Below are 14528 nucleotides of genomic sequence, written 5' to 3' on the forward strand. Positions count from 1 at the left end.
GTATGGACGAATGTATGTGATTGGGATCAGCTCCGGTATCAAGCACGGTCATCATGACGGCGCGGCCGTCCTGCTTCGAGACGGTGAGTTGATCGCAGCCGCCGAGGAGGAGCGTTTCACGCTCGCCAAGCATGCGCGCGGCGAGCTGCCGCGCGGCGCGATCGGGTTCTGCCTGAAGCAGGCCGGCATCACCATGCGCGACGTCGACTGGATCTGCTCGCCGCTGAAGACCTACACCAATTTCACGCAACGCCTCACCGAGTATTTCAAGTACCAGTTCGGTCACAGCCCGAAGATCGAGCTCTACGACCATCACCTCTGCCACGCCGCGAGCTCGTTTTACGGATCCGGCTTCTCCGAGGCGACGGTTGCCTGCTTCGACTTCTCGGGCGATTCCAGCTCCGGCTTCGTCGCGCATGCGCGCGGCAACGACTTCCGCGTGCTGACGCGGTTCGGCCGCCACAACAGTCTCGGGCTGTATTACGGGATGCTGACGCAGTATCTCGGCTACCAGATGACCAACGACGAATACAAGGTCATGGGCCTGTCGTCCTATGGCAGTCCCGATTATCTCGACAAGTTCGCCAAGCTATTGCGTCCCAACGGCATCAGCTACGAGCTCGATCCCGAGCTCGACAAGCGCCGGCGCGACGCGGACATCTATACCAGCGATTTCTCGACGCGGCAGGAACGCATCTTCACCGAGAAGATGGAGGAGATTTTGGGGCCGCGCCGGCTGCGCGGCCAGCCGCTCGACCAGCGCCTGACCAACATCGCCGCAAGCGGCCAGAAGCAGCTCGAGATCGTCACCACCGAGGTGATCCGCTCCGCGATAGCCGAGACCGGCTGCGGCGATGTCTGCATCGCCGGCGGCGTCGGGCTGAACTGCAAGATGAATATGGAGATCGCAGCCGAGCCATCCGTGAAGCGTCTCTACGTTCCGCCGGTGCCGCACGATGCCGGTGTGGCGCTGGGCGCCGCGATGATGAAATGTGCGGAGGCGGGCCATGCAATCGCGTCGTTGACGCACGCTTATTGGGGTCCGGAATATTCCAACGACACGATCCGGGAGACACTGGACAAGATCGGCGCGCGGTTCGAGCTGCTGGATGATCCCGTGTCGCGCTGCGTCACGGATCTCGCGGAGCAGAAGACCGTGGGATGGTTCCAGGGGCGGATGGAGTATGGTCCGCGCGCACTCGGCAACCGCTCGATTCTGGCCGATCCGCGCCATGCGAACATGAAGGACCGCATCAACCTCACGATCAAATATCGCGAGGAGTTCCGCCCGTTCTGCCCTTCGGTGCTGTACGAGCGCCAGGCCGAGTATTTCGAGGATACGTTCGACGCGCCCTTCATGGTGGTGACGTTCCCGGTCAATCAGAAAGTTGCCGAGACGATGCCTGCGGTGGTCCATGTCGACAACACCGCGCGCATCCAGAGCGTCCACGCGGACAGCAATCCGCTCTATAGCCGCCTGATCGGCGAGTTCGCGAAAGCGACCTCGTTGCCGGTCCTGATCAACACCAGCCTCAACATCAACGAGCAGCCCACCGTGAACGCGCCGCTGGAAGCTCTGCACACCTATTTCTGCTCGGGGCTGGACGTGTTGTATCTGGGCAACTATCGGCTGTCGAAATCGGGCTAGGAGCCTCGATCCATCCAGCAGTGCCCTGTTACGAGCCGGTGCCGCCGATCCACGCTGGCGGACCACCAACATCCATCATGATCGCCTCGTTCACCCGTCGTTCAGCGGGGTCCGGCTACTTTTCCGATCTGGGAGAACCGCCAATGTTGATCACCACTATCGCGACAATTCTTGCACTCCACTCTGGCGGAACAGCGCCGGCAACCGCCGGTATACGCCCCCTTGAAATACAGTATCGCGGCGTGCCGAGGCATCCGCCGCCGTGCGAAGACCATTGGGACCAGAGTGCCCGCGATGGCCTGTGCTATCCGAGCGGCTATTTGCGTCCGGAGGATATGGCCGCAAATTACGCGCGCCCAAGGCCTTACTATGGAACCCGCAGGCGCCCAGTGCCATGCGGCGACGGCGCCGACGTGGATATTCGCGATGGTCGCTGCTACCCCAATGGGACGGTGCCAGATCGCTTCCAGGATCGGCCCGAGAACTACCATCGGCGGTACTGACCCGTGCGACCTTTCCCCATCGCGAAGACGGTCATTGATCTTCAGCTTGCGCAGGCCCCTATAAGGTGAACGTGCCCAGTCCGGCTAAGAGGATCACGCGCCATAAGGAAACCTTCCTGAAGCAGGCCTTGATGAGAACTGCGACGAAGGCCACGATCAACAGAGTATGCTGGCATAACGAATGACCCGCGTTGGCCCGTCCAGTTTGTCGGCGTTCTGCGCGTAGAAGTCGACCAGCGCCACGGTCGACAGAACTGTCGACGCGGTTCGTGCTCCGGCAAGCGGCCAGAGCTGTCCGGCGAAGGTCCGTCGTTCACCTGCCATCATGGCCGACGCCTGTACTCGTAGAGCGTTCGGCCCTCGGGAGCGAGTTCGAGAACGCGGACAATCTCGGCTCTCGAGCGCAGAGCTGCCTCGAACTGCTCCTTGCCATATTCCGCGAACACATCCTCGCGGAACTGCCGTTGCACCATCGGATCAGACTTTGGAACGAACTCGACGACGCCCCGTGGCGCCAGGCCAAGCAGCCAGTCGAGCAACGAGGTGAACGGGATATTCCTTCCGATCGCCAGGTGATGGACCAGCGCAAGAGCGACGACGGCGTCGGCGGCAAACCAGTGGCCAACCGCGCATTTTTCCGTGCCTGACGTCCAGTGCGACCGAACCCGCTGGAAGGTGAGCGGCACCCGCGACCCACCGGCTCGTCTGCTGGAATATGACTTGATGGTCGCTAGCAATCGACCCGACGACGGGAAGTACCTTTGCCGCCCATCCTTAGGCGTCTGGCGCGTAGCTAAATCCTAATAATTCAAAGGGTATGCGAATGACGCGGCCGATTACTTTGGCGCGATCAGCGTCGAGCCATGTATCGCAATGTTCCAGTTTTCGAAAGGTCTCCCCAAGAGATTCTGAGTGCTCGTCCAACTTCTGCTCGTATCGGGCCTGCCTTAATACGGAAGAACTGGATGGAGTTGTTGGGCGTGCGTTTAGGAGCCGGCTTCGCTCTTCCGTGAAACACGGTTCATTTGCTGCGCGCTCCTGCAACGGTCAGCTTCTCTGGAAGAGATGACATCTCCGCGAAGACTGAATGGATCGGGCTCGTAGCCCACAGTTCCTTTGCAATTTGCAAGGGCTCGATTTGCAAATTGGTCCACCACGCGTGTTCGTTGCCATGCCGATGCAGAGCTTGGTGGTGAGGCCGACAAAGTGGAACGGTGAATTCATCGCTGACTTTCCGTCCTAAGGTGCTCGGCTGAGCAAATTTCAAGTGATGGGCATCGGATGGCGACCTTTGACAGACAAGGCACCCTTGTCCGCGGATGAAGGCGAGGTGACCTTTGCTTCTTTTTCGCGGCGGCTCCTTGGGAAAGGCAAGACCACTGTATCCTTCGTACAGGGGAAGAGGCGTACAACCGTTCTCGCTCGTCGCTTTCCGCGGCGTACCCTTGCGGTCTTGGGAATCCGTTGAATTGGCAGAAGCCAACGAGTGTGGGATTATATCCGACAAACCTACCGCGTCGTCCTCTGCTACGAAACCTACCATGGCGAGGAGGGCATATGTCAGCGCCGCTCCTATCCGGTGCTGCGTCTTGATCTCTGGGTGAACCGGAAAATCGGAGGATATCCATTCTCCGGAGACATGCGCGAGCAGCGTGGTGAGGTGGATTTGACCTGTCGTCTGGTCGATCTGTATCGTCTGGATGGTTGCGATCTCCTGCTGGCTCAACGTTTTGCGGACGATGTCCAGACCTGAGGCAAGAGAAGCGTACCAGAAGGTCCGGTCGTCCTCTCGTGGGAAGGGCGACCGAATAACGGCGGTCAGTGTCTTCTCCGGGTCGACCAGTTCGGCCTGGGCTCTAGCGAGGGCCGCTGCGATGGCTCCGATACGCTCACTGGATTGATGCATTGGTCGCCCCCAACATCAGCGTCTCGGAGATGATGGCACGCGATCCCGGGCCCTTAGCACCAGGGCCGCGACTGTTTGCCTCCCTGGCACCCTCCAGCAGCAATTCTACTAACTCGGACTGGCTTCGCGGAAATCTGATTGAGCACGACATCTACTTCTTCCCACTTACGCCTGGTGGAAGATCGAACAGCGGAATTTGCAAAGCTAGAATCTCAGAGACCCATGAGATTTCGACGTCATTGACTGATTGCAGATAAGGCGAGTTGAGGTGAAAGATCTGCCGCTCTGAGGCTTGCTTGATGTTCCGCCACCATGTCGTGCCGCTACGGAGATTCACGATGAACTTTTCAGCTGGGCCCTGGCGAATCAGAACCTCCTTGCTCATCGGTTCGCGAAAGCCTTCCCTATAGAAGAGCATCCAGCCCCGTAGCTTTCCGTGTACGATATCGAGAGCCACCGCATCGGATGGCAAGTGAGAGCCACCCGCCACGCGACGCCCGGTTTTGCAGTATTCAACCTGGTCATCTGCGATCACGGATCCGATCACAGGAATTGCTTTGGCCGCCCACGCATAGGCGTCGGGCGTATCATTGAACGCCTTCGGGCAGCCAGCCGGCTCCACGGCACGGAACCAATGGAAGGCCTTGGGTGAGCACGACCAAATTTGGCAAAACGAACCCAATTTGGTGGGACATTGGGCTAGGCCACGATTGAACAGTTGCTGGATCGATCATTCGTTATGCACGAACTCGCAGACTTCTGAGGAGCTTGGAGCTCTCTAACGATAGTGTCCTTTCGATGATCGAGCTAAGTGACATGAAAGTTGCGTAGCTACGCTCGAGACGCCCGATTGCGTCTAGCGCTCGTCCGCGATCACCTTGCCGTCGTTCGGCAGTGTGCCCGGGCTCACCAGTTCGACGTTACCGCCGAGTTTCGTCACTGCGCGCAACGTGCCCTCGACCTCCTCGCGCTGCGCATCGCTCGCCGCCCCGGATTCCACTTTCAGCGTCATCGCGTCGGTCTCGCCCTGGCGCGTGACGACCAAGCGCAGTCTCCCGAGCGCGGGATGGCGCTTGCCGATCTCCGCGACCTGCTCGGGGCGGATGAACATGCCCTTGACCTTGGTGGTCTGGTCGGCGCGGCCCATCCAGCCCTTGATGCGCATGTTGGTGCGGCCGCATTTGCTCGGCCCTGGCGGTGCCGCGGTGAGGTCGCCGAGCGCAAGGCGGATCCAGGGATGATGCGGATCGAGGGAGGTCACGACGATCTCGCCGACATCGCCCGGCGCCACGGGATCGCCGGTGCCGGGCTTGACGATCTCCATGATCAAATCCTCGTTCACGACCATGCCCTCGCGCGCCGCGGTCTCGAAGGCGATGATGCCGAGGTCCGCGGTGCCGAAAGCCTGGTAGGCGTCGATGCCGCGTGCCCTGATCTCGGCCTGGAGCGAGGGCGGGAAGGCGGCACCCGAAACCAGCGCGCGCTTGATCGATGAGACGTCGCGCCCCGAGGTCGCGGCGCCATCGAGCAGGATCTTCAGGAAGTCCGGCGTGCCGCTGTAGCCGACCGGCCGGTAGGCCTCGATCAGCTCGAACTGCTGCTCGGTATTGCCGGGGCCGGCCGGGATCACCGCGCAGCCCAGCGCGCGCGCCGACGAGTCAAAGATAAAGCCGCCGGGGGTGAGGTGGTAGCTGAAGGTGTTGAGCACGATGTCATCGGGGCGGAACCCGGCCGCGAACAGCGCCCGCGCGCCGTGCCAGGGATCGGCCTGCCGCCCCTCCGGCTCGAAGATCGGGCCGGGGGAGGTGAAAAGGCGGGCGAATGACCCTGGTGCTGCCGCCACGAAGCCGCCGAAGGGGGCCGAGGCCTTGTGCAGGGCTGGCAGTTCCGACTTGCGCAGCACTGGGAGGCGCGCCAGCGCCGCCCTGGAGGTCACGGAGGCCGTATCGATGCCCTTGAGACGCTCGGCATAGGCGGGCGCGGCCATGGCGCTGCGCAGCACCTCCGGCAGGCGGGAGAACAGCTCGGCCTCGCGCGCAGCTTGCTCGCGCGTCTCGCGGGCGTCGTAATGAGCGGTCATGGCTGATCTTTCCGCGTTGGCATCCATTGCACGCCGCCGCCGGCATGGGTATCAGACGGCCATTGGCGAGGCTTGAAGAGGGCGTGATGGCGGACGAATGGATCATTCCGGCAGAAGAGGCAGCCGATGTCGTCGCGCGCCTGAAACGCCGCATGATCGAGGATGCGATACCGCTGTGGTCGACCGTCGGCTGGGACCATAGCGCGGGCGGCTTCATCGACCGGCTGCATCGCGACGGCACGGCGGATGCGGCCGCGCCGCGGCGCGTGATGGTGCAGGCGCGCCAGATCTATTGTTACGCCAAGGCGGCGCAGATGGGCTGGTATCCGGAAGGCCGCGCCATCGCGCTGAAGGGGCTTGAGCACCTGCTGGCCAAAGCAAAGGCGCCCGACGGCCGGCCCGGCTATGTGCACCGGCTGACGCCGGACGGCGCGGTGCTTGACGCGCGGCGCGACGCCTACGACCATGCCTTCATTCTGTTTGCGCTGGCGACCGTCTATGCGCTCGACAAGGATGCGCAGATCCGCGCCGAGATCGACGCGCTGCTCGCCTTCCTCGACGGCCATCTGCGTTCGCCGCATGGCGGCGTCCACGAAAGCCTGCCGGTCTCGTTGCCGCGCCGGCAGAACCCGCACATGCACCTGTTCGAGGCGATGATCGCGTGTTTCGACGCGACCCATGATCTGTCGTTCCAGAATCGCGCCGGCGAGTTTTTCGCGCTGTTTCTCGGCAATCTCTACGACAAGCAGAAGCACGTGCTCGGTGAATATTTCGAAGAGGACTGGTCGAAGATCGAGCCGGTCAGCGTCGAACCGGGCCATCAGGCGGAATGGGTCTGGCTGCTGAAGGGTTTTGAACGCATCACGGGCTGCCCGACCGGGCAGCGGCGCACTGAGCTGCTGGCGAGCGCGCTGCGCTATCGCGACGCGGCCACCGGCTGCCTGATCGACGAGGGTGACGACATTGGCAACATCCGCCGCGGTACGCGCCGGCTGTGGCCGCAAACTGAGATTGCGAAGGCGTGGATTGCGCAGGCCGAATCCGGCGAGGCGGGCGCGGCCGACGAAGCGCGCGCGGCGCTGGTAAGGCTCGAACGGCATTATCTCAGCCATCCCGTGCGGGGCGGCTGGTACGATCAGTTCGATCGCGACGGCACATCGCTGATCGACACCATTCCTGCGTCGTCGTTCTATCATGTTCTCTGCGCAGTCACGGAAGCGGAGCAGGTATTGGGTTAGAGCTCTTTTGCTTTGACGCGTTTTCTTCACGCGAACCGGTCCCCACATCGCTTGAAAACGCTATAACCACCGCTTGCGGCGCTTGAAGCTTTTGAGGTTCTTGAAACTCTTGCGTTGGTCGCCGGCGCCGCCGAGGTAGAATTCCTTGACGTCCTCGTTGTCGCGCAATTCGTCCGCGGTGCCGTCGAGCACGACCTTGCCCTGCTCCATGATGTAGCCGTGGCTCGCCACCGACAGCGCTGCGCGCGCGTTCTGCTCGACCAGCAGGATGGTGACGCCGAGATCGCGGTTGATCTTCTGGATGATCGAAAACACCTCTTTCACCAGCAGCGGCGACAGGCCCATCGAGGGCTCGTCCATCAGAATCATCTTCGGGCGCGCCATCAGCGCGCGGCCGATCGCGAGCATCTGCTGCTCGCCGCCGGAGAGATAGCCGGCAAGGCCGGTGCGCTCCTTCAGGCGCGGGAAGTAATTAAAGACCATGTCGAGATCGGCATCGACCTCGCGGTCCCTGCGGGTGAAGGCGCCGAGCTTGAGGTTTTCCAGCGACGTCATGTCGGCGATGATGCGGCGGCCCTCCATCACCTGGAAGATGCCGCGGCGGACGATCTTGTCGGGGTCGATGCCATTGATCCGCTCGCCTTCGAACAAGATTTCGCCGCGCGTGACCTCGCCGTCCTCGGTCTTGAGTAGTCCCGAGATCGCCTTCAGCGTCGTCGACTTGCCGGCGCCGTTGGCGCCCAGCAGTGCCACGATCGCGCCCTTGGGCACGTCGAGGCTCAAGCCCCGCAGCACCAGGATGACGTCGTCATAGACGACCTCGATGTTGCGCACGGCGAGCAGGGGCGGTGCCGCGACAACGGTGGGAGTGGGGCGCGTTGCTTCAATGGCTTGCGACATGCGTTTTTATTCTCCGCTGTCATCCCCCGCTTTCGCGGGGGACGACAGTTGTGTGTGAGGGAATAGCTTGGCTCACCACCCCAGCAATTCCGGCTTGCGCGGCAGCTCGACGGTCTTGACCTTCTCGAGCTTGATGGCGCCCTTGGTCATGAGGTCGTTGAGGTCGCCATCGGTCGCGCCGGATATCTTGGTGCGATAGAGGTCGACCTTCAGCGTGCCGCGGTGGTCCTTGTCGGTCCAGGTCGAGGGATTGCAGACGCCTTCCATGCCGGCCGGCACCCAATCCTTCTTCTGGTAAAAACCCTTCACGACGTTGTCGCCGGTGGCGCCGCCGTTCTTGGCGGCCCAGTCGAGTGCCTCCCTCATGTAGAGCGCCGAGCAGACACCCGCGACATAGTGCACCGGGCGATAGACCTTGCCGGTGGGGTCGGACATCTTCGAGATCTCCATCACCGTCTTCATGCCGGGCGCATCGCCGCCCCAGCTCACTGCGGTGCGAAGCGGGAAGATCACGCCGTCGGCAGCGTCGCCCGCGGTCTTTGCGGCGTTCTCGTCCATGCCCCAGACGTTGCCGAGGAACTGCACCTCGGCGCCGGCGGTCTTGCAGGCCTTCATCACCGAAATGTTCGAGGCCGCGGTGTTGCCGAGATAGGCGTAATTGGCGCCGGAGGATTTCAGGCTCAGGCACTGCGCGCTGTAGTCACCCGGCGCGAGCGCAAACACCAGCGGCGGCAGCACCTCGAAGCCGAGCTCCTGCGCCATGGCTTCGCCCGCGGCCTTCGGCGCGTTCGGATAGGGATGGTTGGCGCCCATGTGCACGAATTTCGGCTTGCCGGGCTTGCCTTTGGCCTTCCAGTCGTCGGCGGCCCACATCAGCATTGCGCGCAGCGAGTCCGAATAGCTCGGCCCGTAGAAGAAATTGTAGGGCGCGGGCTTGGCCTTACCGCTGACACCTTCGGGATCGGTGAGAGCTGCGGCATAGGATCCGGAGAGGTCGGGGATCTTGTCCTGGGCGAGGAAGCCGGTGAGGGCTTCGGTGTCCGCCGTGCCCCAGCCCATGATTGCCGCGACCTTGCTGTCCGGTGCCGACCACTTTTTGTACAGCGCGATCGCCTTCGGCACCTGGTAGCCGTAGTCATTGGTGTCGACGCTGACCTGCTTGCCGCCGACGCCGCCATTCTTGTTGACCCACGCAAACGTGTCGGCGACGGCCTGGCCATAGGGCGTGCCGACGTCGGAGGTGCCGCCGGAATAATCGGCGAGGTGCCCGATCGCGATCTGCGCCTGTGCGCCTGCCGAGAATGCGGCGATCGCCAGCGCAAGCGATGCGGTGCTCAAAAGGGATTTTGTCTTCATGGGTTGCCTCCTCCTGTTATTGTTTAAGTGACGTTGCCGTGCTCAGTGCGAGAACGGGTAGAGCTTCCAGTACGCCTTGATCTGCCGCCAGCGATGCGCGAGCCCGTCAGGCTCGAACATCAAAAACACGATGATGATCACCCCGATCGCGATCTCGCGCAGGAAGGTGATGTTGTTGTTGAGCGAGAGCGCCTTGTCGATCGCGCCGCCCTTCAGGGAGAGGCTGATGAACTCCATCGTTTCCGGCAGCAGCACCACGAAGGCGGTGCCCATCAGCGTGCCCATGATCGAGCCGGTGCCGCCGATGATGATCATGGCGAGGAACAGGATCGAACGCTCGATACCAAAACCTTCCTGCGAGACCACGAGCTGGTAATGCGCGTAGAGCGCGCCCGCGATGCCGGCGAAGAAGGCGGCGAGGCCAAACGACAGCGTGCGGTATTTGGTGAGGTTGATGCCCATGATCTCGGCGGAGAGATAGTGGTCGCGGATCGCCACCAGTGCGCGGCCGTCGCGCGTGCGCATCAGATTGGTGACGAGGACGTAGCTCGCGATCACATAGGCCAGCACGACGTAGAAATATTGCCTGTCGCCGCGCAGCGCGTGGCCGAAGATGGAAAACGGTTCGGCGCTGGCCGGCACCGAGCCGCCGGTGAACCATTCCGCGCGGGAGAAGAAGTCGAGCAGGATGTATTGCGCGGCGAGGGTCGCGATGACGAGGTAGAGCCCTTTCAGCCGTGCCGCCGGAATGCCGAAGACCAGCCCGACCAGCGCGGTGACGACACCCGCCAGCGGGATGGCGAAGAACACCGGGATCGGCGCATTGTTGGAGATGTAGGCCGAGGTGAAGGCGCCGAACAGGAAGAAGGCGGCGTGGCCGATCGAGATCTGGCCAGTGAAGCCGACCAGGATGTTCAGCCCCAGCGCCGCGATCGAGAAGATGCCGATCTGGATCAGGATGCTGAGCCAGTAGCCGCCGAGGAATTGCGGCATGAGACAAAGCAGCAGCACGCCGGCGATCGCAAAGTTGCGGCTGGTCGTGGTCGGGAAGATCGTGGTGTCGGCCGCATAAGAGGTGCGGAAGTCACCAGCAGGGATGAGGGCAGGGCCGGCCATGGATCAGATCCGCTCGATGTCGTGGGTGCCGAACAGGCCATACGGCTTGATCATCAGCACGATGATGAGGACGTAGAACGGCGCGACCTCGTAGAGATTGCCCCAGTGCAGATACTCGCTGTCGACATACTGCGCGATGTTCTCGAGCAGGCCGATGATGATGCCGCCGAGCACGGCGCCGCCGACGGAATCGAGCCCGCCGAGGATCGCCGCCGGAAACACCTTGATGCCGTAAGCCGCAAGGCCTGACGACACACCGTTCACCACGGCGACCACGACGCCTGCAACCGCCGACACCGTCGCCGAGATTGCCCAGGCCATCGCGAACACACTTTTGACGGAAATGCCGAGCGACTGCGCCACCTGCTGGTTGAACGCGGTGGCGCGCATCGCAAGGCCGTACTTGGAGGCGCGGAAGAACCAGGCCATGCCGATCATCATGGCGACCGAGACCACGAGGCTCATGACATAGACGGTCTGGATCTGGAGCCCGAACAGACCGATCGACTGGCTCTGGAACACGCGCGGGAACGGCTGCGGATTGACGCCGAACATCCATTTCAACGTAGCTTGCAGCACGGTCGACAGGCCGATCGTCACCATGATCACGGAGATGATGGGCTCGCCGATCATCGGCCTGAGGATCAGGACCTGGATCGCGATGCCGAACACGAACATGAACACCAGCGTCATCGGCATGCCGATCCAGAACGGCACTTGATACTTGGCCAGCAGCGTCCAGCACACCCAGGCGCCGACCAGCAGCAGCTCGCCTTGCGCGAAGTTGACGACCTGCGTCGCCTTGTAGATCAGCACGAACGACATCGCGACCACGCCATAAAGCGTGCCGACGACGAGGCCATTGACCAGGAGCTGGATGAGGAAGGCGGTGTTCATGCTATACTATCCTTCGCCTCTCCCCGCTTGCGCAGGAAGGGGTGGATCGATTGGCAGTGCGCTCTGTATCGGAAGCAATGTCACTCTGCAGCCTCCGCCATCTGTCCATGCCCACCCAGATCCACCACCCGCAGTGTCGTGCGTACGCGCTGCGTGGTGCCGTCCTGGAAGCGGATCATTGTGTCGACGGGGATGTCTGCGTCACCGCGGTAGATAGCGTTGATGATGCCTTCGTACTTCTCGTTGATGACGCTGCGGCGCACTTTTCGGGTGCGGGTGAGTTCGCCGTCGTCGGCGTCGAGCTCCTTGTAGAGCAGCAGGAAGCGCGAGATGCGCTGCGCCGGCGGCAGCGTGGCATTGACGGTCTCGACCTCCTTGCGGAGCAGGGCATAGACCTCCGGCCGCGAGGCGAGGTCGCTGTAGGTCGTGAACGAGAGCCGGTTCTTCTCCGCCCATTTCGAGATGATGGAGTAGCGGATGCAGATCATCGCCGCGAGAGAGTCGCGCCCCGAGCCCAGCACCACGGCTTCGGCGACATAGGGTGAGAACTTCAGCTTGTTCTCGATGAACTGCGGCGAGAAGCGCTCACCGCGCGAAGTCTCGGCCAGATCCTTGATGCGGTCGATCACGACAAGCTGCTTGTTATCGTTGAAGTAGCCGGCATCGCCCGACAGCATCCAGCCGTCCCTGATGTCGGCAACGCTTGCCTCCGGGTTCTTGTAGTAACCGAGGAACATGTTGGGATGCCGCACGACGATTTCGCCGACGCCATGGATGTCGGCGTTGTCGATGCGGATCTCGACGCTGTCAGCCATCGGCACGCCGGTCGTATCAGGGTCGACCTTGCCCTCGGGATGCAGCGTGTACGCACCCAAAAGCTCGGTCTGGCCGTAGAGCGTGCGCAGCGGCACGCCCATGGCCTGGAAGAACTTGAACGTGTCAGGTCCGAGCGCGGCGCCGCCGGTTGCGGCTGACCGCAGCCGCGTGAAGCCGAGGCGGTCCCGCAGGGCGCGGAACAGGATCGCGTCGGCAAAGCCCGAGCGCTTGCCGTGTTCGAGCGCGGCAAGGCCCAACTTCATGCCGATATCAAACTGGCGCTGCTTGAACGGAGTGGCGTCCATCACCTTGGCGCGGACGTCGGCGGCGATCGATTCCCAGACGCGTGGGGCAAAGAGCACGAACGTCGGCGCGATCTCGCGCAAATCGTTCATCATCGTGTCCGGCTCTTCGACGAAGTTGATCTTCATCCGGCACAAGAGGCCTTTGCCGAGCACATAGACCTGCTCCATGATCCAGGGCAGCGGCAGCACAGAGACATATTCGTCGTCCGGCCCCTTCGGATCGAAGGCGAGATAGGTGGCGCAATGGCTGAGCACGCGGCCGGCGGCCAGCATCGCGAGTTTCGGATGTGAGGTGGTGCCTGACGTGGTGCAGAGGATCGCGACGTCCCCGCCCTTGGTCGCGTCCACGAGACGATCGTAGAGCTCCGGCTCGCGCGTAGCTCGTGCACGGCCGAGCTCGGCGAATTTCTCCGCCGACATCAGCCGCGGATCGTCATATTTCCGCATCCCGCGCGGATCGGAATAGATGATGTGCTTCAGCCGCGGCACGCGCTCTGCAAGCATGAGCAGCTTGTCGACCTGTTCCTCGTCCTCGGCGAAGACGAGCTGTGCTTCGCCATAATTGAGAAGATAGGAGGCTTCCTCATCCAGCACATCGCGATAGAGCCCGAGGCTCAATCCACCGATCGCATGCGTCGCCACCTCCGCCGCGACCCAGTCCGGCCGGTTGTCGCCGATGATGCCGACGACGTCCTCGCGCCCCAGGCCCAATTCGATCAGGCCGAGCGCAAAGTCGCGCACGCGGGTGTTGTAATCATTCCAGGTGAACACGCGCCACAGCCCGAGATCCTTCTCACGCAACGCGATCTCGTTGCCATGCTCCTTGGCGTTGAGCCGAAGCATCTTCGGATAGGTATCGGCCTGCGCGACGCGGCCTGCGTAATCCATCATGCCGCGCTCTCCTGCGCCGGCGGAGCATCGTCTGGATCGACCAGCACCTCGTCTTCCTCACCGAGATAAGCGCGCCTGACGTGGGGATCAGCCAGCACGGCGGCCGGATCGCCCTCGGCGATCTTGCGACCGAAATCCAGCACCATGACGCGGTGGGAGATGTCCATCACCACGCCCATATCGTGCTCGATCATCACCACCGTCATCCCGAACTCCTCGTTGAGATCGACGATGTAGCGGGCCATGTCCTCCTTCTCCTCGAAGTTCATGCCGGCCATCGGCTCGTCGAGGAGAATGAGGCGCGGCTCCAGCGCCATGGCGCGCGCCAGCTCCACGCGCTTGCGCAGGCCGTAGGAGAGCGTGCCGGCGGGGGCTTGTCGCACCGACTGGAGGTCGAGGAAGTCGATGATCTCCTCGACCTTGCGGCGGTGCGCGAGCTCTTCCTTGCGCGCACCGGTGAGCCAGTACAGCGAGCCCGTGAAAAAATTGTTCTTCAGGAGGTGATGGCGGCCGACCATGATGTTGTCGAGCACGCTCATGTGGTGGAACAGCGCCAGGTTCTGGAAGGTGCGGCCGATGCCGAGCGAGGCGCGGGCGTTCGGCGTGAGGCCGGTGATATCGCGGCCCTGGTAGAACAGTTGGCCCTCTGTCGGCTTGTAGCGGCCGGAAATACAGTTCACGATCGAGGTCTTGCCGGCGCCGTTGGGGCCGATGATCGAGAACAGCTCGCCCTCCTTGATGGCGAAGCTGACATCGGTCAGCGCGCGGACGCCGCCGAACCGCAAGGACACGCCGCGCACTTCAAGACTGGTAGCCACCAAACAAAGCCCTCCCGGTGATGGCGCTTGGTTGGCGCTCTTCGTCCGTTCTTG

General features: G+C 62.5%; 13 protein-coding genes. 2 read left to right on the forward strand and 11 right to left on the reverse strand.

Annotation, left to right across the window (positions count from 1 at the left end; translation table 11 throughout):
- Window positions 1-10: 10 nt before the first annotated feature.
- A complete protein-coding gene (locus tag UB31_RS39515; RefSeq protein ID WP_045014682.1) occupies window positions 11-1648 on the forward strand; it encodes a carbamoyltransferase family protein in 1638 nt (545 codons plus the stop codon).
- Between the two features lie 659 nt (window positions 1649-2307).
- Here UB31_RS39515 and UB31_RS41965 read toward each other — a convergent pair.
- The 5 genes from UB31_RS41965 to UB31_RS39535 all read right to left on the reverse strand — a co-directional run bounded on the left by UB31_RS41965 (window position 2308) and on the right by UB31_RS39535 (window position 6137).
- A complete protein-coding gene (locus UB31_RS41965) occupies window positions 2308-2478 on the reverse strand; it encodes a hypothetical protein (RefSeq protein WP_156175765.1) in 171 nt (56 codons plus the stop codon).
- Complete coding sequence (locus UB31_RS39520) at window positions 2475-2837, reverse strand: hypothetical protein (protein WP_045014683.1); 363 nt, start codon at window positions 2835-2837, stop codon at window positions 2475-2477. The genes UB31_RS41965 and UB31_RS39520 overlap by 4 nt, the downstream gene beginning before the upstream one ends.
- A 335-nt stretch (window positions 2838-3172) precedes the next feature.
- Window positions 3173-4057: a DUF968 domain-containing protein gene (locus tag UB31_RS39525; RefSeq protein WP_045014684.1), complete on the reverse strand. Its 885-nt coding sequence runs from the start codon at window positions 4055-4057 to the stop codon at window positions 3173-3175.
- Between the two features lie 151 nt (window positions 4058-4208).
- Window positions 4209-4679 carry a hypothetical protein gene (locus UB31_RS39530; protein WP_045014685.1) on the reverse strand — a complete coding sequence of 157 codons (471 nt, stop codon included), beginning with the start codon at window positions 4677-4679 and terminating at the stop codon, window positions 4209-4211.
- Between the two features lie 234 nt (window positions 4680-4913).
- A complete protein-coding gene (locus UB31_RS39535; protein WP_045014773.1) occupies window positions 4914-6137 on the reverse strand; it encodes a phenylacetate--CoA ligase family protein in 1224 nt (407 codons plus the stop codon).
- A gap of 86 nt (window positions 6138-6223) precedes the next feature.
- Here UB31_RS39535 and UB31_RS39540 point away from each other — a divergent pair, with 86 nt between their 5' ends.
- Window positions 6224-7375 carry an AGE family epimerase/isomerase gene (locus UB31_RS39540; protein ID WP_045014686.1) on the forward strand — a complete coding sequence of 384 codons (1152 nt, stop codon included), beginning with the start codon at window positions 6224-6226 and terminating at the stop codon, window positions 7373-7375.
- Window positions 7376-7435: 60 nt separating this feature from the next.
- Here UB31_RS39540 and UB31_RS39545 read toward each other — a convergent pair whose 3' ends face one another.
- From UB31_RS39545 to UB31_RS39570, 6 genes are all read right to left on the reverse strand, one after another.
- Window positions 7436-8275 (reverse strand): ABC transporter ATP-binding protein, encoded by an 840-nt coding sequence (locus UB31_RS39545; protein WP_045014687.1) that lies wholly within the window; start codon window positions 8273-8275, stop codon window positions 7436-7438.
- Window positions 8276-8347: 72 nt separating this feature from the next.
- Window positions 8348-9631: an ABC transporter substrate-binding protein gene (locus UB31_RS39550; RefSeq protein ID WP_045014688.1), complete on the reverse strand. Its 1284-nt coding sequence runs from the start codon at window positions 9629-9631 to the stop codon at window positions 8348-8350.
- Window positions 9632-9673: 42 nt separating this feature from the next.
- Window positions 9674-10747: a branched-chain amino acid ABC transporter permease gene (locus UB31_RS39555; RefSeq protein WP_045014689.1), complete on the reverse strand. Its 1074-nt coding sequence runs from the start codon at window positions 10745-10747 to the stop codon at window positions 9674-9676.
- Between the two features lie 3 nt (window positions 10748-10750).
- Entirely contained in the window at window positions 10751-11644 is an 894-nt protein-coding gene (locus UB31_RS39560) for a branched-chain amino acid ABC transporter permease (protein ID WP_045014690.1), read from the reverse strand.
- A gap of 80 nt (window positions 11645-11724) precedes the next feature.
- On the reverse strand, window positions 11725-13656 hold the full coding sequence (locus UB31_RS39565; protein ID WP_045014691.1) for a long-chain fatty acid--CoA ligase: 1932 nt from the start codon (window positions 13654-13656) through the stop codon (window positions 11725-11727).
- Window positions 13653-14474 carry an ABC transporter ATP-binding protein gene (locus UB31_RS39570; protein ID WP_045014774.1) on the reverse strand — a complete coding sequence of 274 codons (822 nt, stop codon included), beginning with the start codon at window positions 14472-14474 and terminating at the stop codon, window positions 13653-13655. Before UB31_RS39570 ends, UB31_RS39565 begins: the two co-directional genes overlap by 4 nt.
- Between the last annotated feature and the right edge of the window lie 54 nt (window positions 14475-14528).

This window comes from Bradyrhizobium sp. LTSP849, from assembly GCF_000938255.1.
Classification (GTDB): Bacteria; Pseudomonadota; Alphaproteobacteria; order Rhizobiales; family Xanthobacteraceae; genus Bradyrhizobium.

What these genes read in the sequence shown, in the direction of transcription:
- UB31_RS39515 (WP_045014682.1), top strand. Translation starts at nt 11, where the DNA reads ATGTATGTGATTGGGATCAGCTCCGGTATCAAGCACGGTCATCATGAC.
- UB31_RS41965 (WP_156175765.1), bottom strand. Translation starts at nt 2,478, where the DNA reads ATGATGGCAGGTGAACGACGGACCTTCGCCGGACAGCTCTGGCCGCTT.
- UB31_RS39525 (WP_045014684.1), bottom strand. Translation starts at nt 4,057, where the DNA reads ATGCATCAATCCAGTGAGCGTATCGGAGCCATCGCAGCGGCCCTCGCT.
- UB31_RS39535 (WP_045014773.1), bottom strand. Translation starts at nt 6,137, where the DNA reads ATGACCGCTCATTACGACGCCCGCGAGACGCGCGAGCAAGCTGCGCGC.
- UB31_RS39540 (WP_045014686.1), top strand. Translation starts at nt 6,224, where the DNA reads ATGGCGGACGAATGGATCATTCCGGCAGAAGAGGCAGCCGATGTCGTC.
- UB31_RS39545 (WP_045014687.1), bottom strand. Translation starts at nt 8,275, where the DNA reads ATGTCGCAAGCCATTGAAGCAACGCGCCCCACTCCCACCGTTGTCGCG.
- UB31_RS39550 (WP_045014688.1), bottom strand. Translation starts at nt 9,631, where the DNA reads ATGAAGACAAAATCCCTTTTGAGCACCGCATCGCTTGCGCTGGCGATC.
- UB31_RS39555 (WP_045014689.1), bottom strand. Translation starts at nt 10,747, where the DNA reads ATGGCCGGCCCTGCCCTCATCCCTGCTGGTGACTTCCGCACCTCTTAT.
- UB31_RS39560 (WP_045014690.1), bottom strand. Translation starts at nt 11,644, where the DNA reads ATGAACACCGCCTTCCTCATCCAGCTCCTGGTCAATGGCCTCGTCGTC.
- UB31_RS39565 (WP_045014691.1), bottom strand. Translation starts at nt 13,656, where the DNA reads ATGATGGATTACGCAGGCCGCGTCGCGCAGGCCGATACCTATCCGAAG.